Annotated in this window: 3 protein-coding genes and 3 pseudogenes; 1 reads left to right on the top strand and 5 read right to left on the bottom strand. The window is 51.6% G+C overall.

Going from position 1 to position 4806, the window contains the following annotated elements; genetic code table 11:
* The 3 genes and pseudogenes from BGK49_RS09595 to mcbA all read right to left on the bottom strand — a co-directional run.
* Positions 1 to 277, bottom strand: a 277-nt coding sequence (locus BGK49_RS09595; RefSeq protein WP_024249094.1) for a transposase domain-containing protein, incomplete at its 3' end; no start/stop codon positions are given.
* Between the two features lie 65 nt (positions 278 to 342).
* Positions 343 to 648, bottom strand: a pseudogene (locus BGK49_RS09600) (TonB-dependent receptor plug domain-containing protein); the annotation flags it as partial.
* A gap of 264 nt (positions 649 to 912) precedes the next feature.
* Positions 913 to 1173: a DUF1471 family periplasmic protein McbA gene (gene mcbA / locus BGK49_RS29240; protein ID WP_000710619.1), complete on the bottom strand. Its 261-nt coding sequence runs from the start codon at positions 1171 to 1173 to the stop codon at positions 913 to 915.
* 275 nt (positions 1174 to 1448) lie between these two features.
* Here mcbA and rlmF point away from each other — a divergent pair, with 275 nt between their 5' ends.
* The gene (gene rlmF, locus BGK49_RS09610) at positions 1449 to 2375 is read left to right on the top strand and encodes a 23S rRNA (adenine(1618)-N(6))-methyltransferase RlmF (RefSeq protein ID WP_001275941.1); all 927 of its coding nucleotides are present in this window, start codon (positions 1449 to 1451) and stop codon (positions 2373 to 2375) included.
* Here the strand turns inward: rlmF and ybiO are convergent.
* Both ybiO and BGK49_RS29245 read right to left on the bottom strand, forming a co-directional pair.
* Positions 2372 to 4596: pseudogene (gene ybiO / locus BGK49_RS09615) on the bottom strand (mechanosensitive channel protein). The gene rlmF and the pseudogene ybiO sit on opposite strands and share 4 nt — an antisense overlap.
* A gap of 77 nt (positions 4597 to 4673) precedes the next feature.
* Positions 4674 to 4806 (bottom strand): annotated as a pseudogene (locus tag BGK49_RS29245) (IS110 family transposase); the annotation flags it as partial.

The raw sequence follows: 4806 nt of genomic DNA on the forward strand, positions 1-4806 counted from the left end.
CGAAGGGGCGATTGCCCGGCAGCATGATGTCCAGGCGATTCACAATCTGGTGAAGAGGTTCTTTACGCTCAAGCGCCATGCCAACAATACACCAGACCATCATTTCGAGGGGAAGACGGCGCTTGCGTAGCGTTACAGTACCTGATTCGGCAAGGCAACGAGAGATGAGTTCGGGGTCGAGGTAATCCCCCAGAGAAGTCAGTGGGTTACGCAGAGAATCGTAACGGGATACCAGATCAAGAGCCTGTCCAATGTGCATAAAAAAATCCGGAAACAAGTGAGCGTTTCCGGATTCTTACACAGCCACTGGATCGGTCAACTGATCCTTAACTGATCGGCATTACCCACGCCGGGGACGTTTTTGAGCGCGTCGGTAAGGTTGGTTGCGCCCTGATCTTTAATCACTTGTTCAGAAATCACCGTCATCGTGCGGGTAGTATCCGCTACCGGACGCGAGAATTTCGGATCGGCAGATTGTTGTGGCGCATAAAGCGAAGGCGTTGATGCTTCGACAACCAGCGTGTCATCCGCGTTAGTTTGCCCTTCGGCGGCGAGTGCCTGAGCCACAGGTGTGATGCCAATACAAAGACCGGCAAAGAACGTGAGCGAATGAAATTGTCTGGCAGGGAAATTGCGATTGTTTTCCATTTTGCAGGTGACTTTTTCTTATATGTTGAAATTTTCACTGCCACGAGAAAGCATCTCTGCGGATGCGATGCCACTGTTAATCCCGTGATAGTGTTCGTGCAAGTGATAATAATTCTGATAAGCATTATCACTTGGCGCGATTTTCTATCACCCATTGCGCGAAAAAGAAATACATTTATTTACATTGAGTTCATATTTGATGTTTTTTGATTACAAAACAGGCGAAAACTGCATCCAGAGGCGAATGCAGTTACGTTGGTGGGGTTATTTGTAGATGGTTGCAGTACCGAACATCTGGTCATTTCCGCCTGCGGAATTAATGACATAACCTTTCGCGCCTTGTTCGCGCGCTTTTTCTGCCAGTTTATCCTCCAGATCGCTTAGGTTTGATGCGCCAGTTGCCGAAACGGTACCGGCGGGCCGTAGCTGACCGCTGTCCAGGTTACTCATCGGTTGCGCGGCATAAGCCGTGAGAGAGATTCCGCTCAGGACGGTGGCAATCAGTAGTGTGAGGCACTTTTTCATAATGACATCCTCATAAATACAACGGGTAGTGCCTGATAAGTGTAGGTCGCCTGCGCGATGCAAATGACGCAAAAAATTGACAGAGATGTGCTTATTTTTTGAACGATATATTTTTACAAAATAAGACAAATCAATGACATGCATAATGCTGATTTTTATGATGAATTGCCATAAACCATAGCCATGTTAAGGTTTTGGGGAATGATAAACGCAGCCAGATATTTACCCTGTCGCGTTATGCGGGTATCTTACGCCGCTGCTTAAAGGAGAATGCTATGTCCGCCCAGAAACCGGGGTTGCATCCGCGCAACCGTCATCACAGCCGCTACGATCTCGCCACGCTTTGTCAGGTCAATCCTGAACTCAGGCAATTCCTCACGCTTACACCCGCCGGGGAGCAAAGCGTAGACTTTGCCAATCCGCTGGCGGTGAAGGCGCTCAATAAGGCGTTGCTGGCCCATTTTTACGCCGTAGCGAACTGGGATATCCCCGACGGTTTTCTCTGCCCACCAGTACCGGGCCGGGCGGATTATATTCATCACCTTGCCGATTTACTGGCTGAAGCAAGCGGAACAATTCCAGCGAATGCCAGCATTCTGGATATCGGCGTTGGTGCGAACTGTATTTATCCGCTGATTGGCGTACATGAATATGGCTGGCGTTTTACCGGTAGTGAAACCAGCAGCCAGGCGTTAAGCAGTGCGCAGGCGATTATCAGTGCTAATCCGGGGCTTAACCGCGCCATTCGTCTGCGTCGGCAAAAAGAGAGTGGGGCAATTTTTAACGGCATCATCCATAAAAACGAGCAATACGACGCGACCTTGTGTAACCCGCCATTCCACGATTCCGCCGCTGCAGCGCGGGCAGGTAGTGAGCGTAAACGCCGTAACCTGGGGCTGAACAAAGACGATGCACTGAACTTTGGTGGTCAGCAACAGGAGTTGTGGTGTGAAGGTGGTGAAGTCGCCTTTATCAAAAAGATGATTGAAGAGAGCAAAGGCTTCGCGAAGCAGGTGATGTGGTTTACCTCGCTGGTATCTCGTGGTGAAAACTTACCGCCGTTGTATCGTGCTCTGACCGACGTGGGCGCGGTGAAGGTGGTAAAAAAAGAGATGGCCCAGGGGCAAAAGCAGAGTCGCTTTATTGCCTGGACCTTTATGAACGACGAGCAGCGCCGCCGTTTTGTCAATCGCCAGCGTTAAAGCGTTGGCTCCCCCGGCGGTAACGGTTCAGCCGGGGTCGCGCCCGGAGTAGGCAGCACCTAATAAGTCTGCACTGGCGCGCGAACGCCCACCAGGTCGAAATGTTTTTTCACCTGGCTGTCGAGGGCAAAGCGTACCGTCCACTGTTTGAGTGGCAGCGTGGTGAACGAAACACGCAGTGTAAACGCGGTATTGCTTAAGCCGACAATCCCGGCAAAATTCGGTTCACCAATAATCAGCCCGCGAATTTCTTCGTTTTCCATCAATTCCGCTACCGCATCTTTCAGTGCCTGATTGGCTTTATCAGCATCTTCATGGCGATCAACATCGTAGTTTGCCACTACCGAACCAATACCGCGGACGAAGTTAGCAAAGGTGGTTATCGAAGACCACGGAATGATGTGATACGCCCCGGTATCCTGGCGCACGCCCACGGAGCGAATCGACATCCGTTCCACTGTGCCGGTCAACGGCCCGATAGTCACCAAATCTCCAGTGTTCATGCCGTTTTCAAACTGAATAAACACCCCGGTAATGATATCTTTCACCAGCGTTTGCGAACCAAACGAGATAGCCAGACCTAATGCCCCGGCACCTGCCAGCAATGGCGCGATATTGACGCCGATTTCCGACAACACAATCATGATGGTGATGGTACTGATAATCACCGCCAGCGCGTTACGAAACAGCGTCAGCAGGGTACGCGTACGGGCGCTGGGTAGCGGGCGGCCATGAATATCCGAAGCCAGCCGGTTTTCGATCAAACTGGCGAGCACCGTCCAGCCAACCGCCGAGAAAAAAAGAATAAGTGCGATACGGATCAGGATATCTACGGTTTTCTGCCCCGCGCCGTTTTGCAGCCAGTTCCAGAAATCGAACAATCCCCATGCGCTCAACAGCAACATTACCGCCACGCAGACGGTCAGAATACGCGCCGTTTTCAGCGCCGCCGAAAGCCAGCCATTCAGCCGTTTTTGCAACTCCGGATAGTTACGCTGAGTATGTGGCGAGAGGGTGATGGTTTTCGCCAGCCAGCGGGAAAACATACCGGAAACAAACGCTGCGATACCAATAATCGCCAGGCTGCGCACCGTTGCACCCATCATAAATTTCAGGCTGTTGCCCGGATCGAACAACGAAAAGAAAAACAGCACGATAAAATAGGCGCTTGCCAGCCAGTGCCACACCAGCGCAAAGGCGCGGATAAACAGGCTGAAAAAGGCCAGCGAATGCTCCGCAAAGTTGAGCAAATGTTGGGTAATCTCTTTTTTATTGCGAAAGATCAGGTACAACGCCCAGACGGTCATGCACAGCATAATGATGACGTTCGCCAGCGCACCTATCTGTACATTCACCTGATTAGAGATAATCGGCACGGCCACAATCAGGCCATAACCTATCAAACTGCTTAACCAGCTCAGGCGACGACTCCAGTAACGGGCGGTCTCGTCATGAATCGTGAACGGGCGCAGTTCAGCCACGTTTGGGCAAAAAATCAGGCGTAGTACAGCTTTGAAAAATTCAATCAGGGCAAAGGCGTTGAGAAACAAACTTTGTTGGAAAGCGATGGTGCGACTGCCTGCATTCAGGTTGTCGCTTAATACCTGGCCGACAAATAATGTCAGTGCCAGTAACAGTAGGTCGATAATAAACGCCCCGATAATCATCGCCGGAAGCTGCAACCAGTTACTGCGCTCACGATTTTTTTGCCGCGCCCACAGGCCCATTTTGCGATACAGCGGCAGTGCGCACAGGCGAATCAGCCAGTAAAAACCAAACACTAATACCGCTAACATTGAAAAATGGGTCAGCGCATTGCTGAATGTTTGTGGATTAAACGGCTTATGCGGGGAGCCGGTAATATTGCGATAAAGTTGCCCGAAGCGGGCGGAAAGGGCTTCACCATAATGGCGGCTGACTTCGGTGACCTTTTGCAGCACGGTTTGCTCTTCAACCAGCGTCGGCGGCACGATCTTCGGGACCGGTTCCGCAGGGGGCGTCGCGGCGACAGTACGCAACTGGTCGATCAATTCTTTACGCGAGGTGTCGTTATCCAGCACATCCGCCAGTGCGCCATAGGCCGCTTTTTTTTGTTCGATATCCGGTTCCGGGGCCGTTCAGTCGTTGAGTCCGTTGTCGTTGTGGTTGTAACGCCGGGTATGGATACCGCGTGGGCAGGTGCGCCCAGCAGGCAGAAGAGGATGAACAGGATCCACCGCATGACTCCTCCAGTGAGAAAACAGAGCAAAAAGATAAGTATAGATGCTGGGGGGTGCCCCTATTAAGTTGTCAAGCATGTTATGACCCCTGCGGGGTATAAAAAGTCCCGTCGCGCATCATGGCGAACAGAACGTCGCAGCGTCGTCTCGCCAGGGCGATAAGCGCCTGATTGTGTCGTTTTCCCTGACTCATTTTGCGGGTGTAGTAAGCC

Origin of the sequence: Shigella sp. FC1544 (assembly GCF_001722145.1) — a bacterium.
GTDB lineage: Bacteria > Pseudomonadota > Gammaproteobacteria > Enterobacterales > Enterobacteriaceae > Escherichia > Escherichia coli.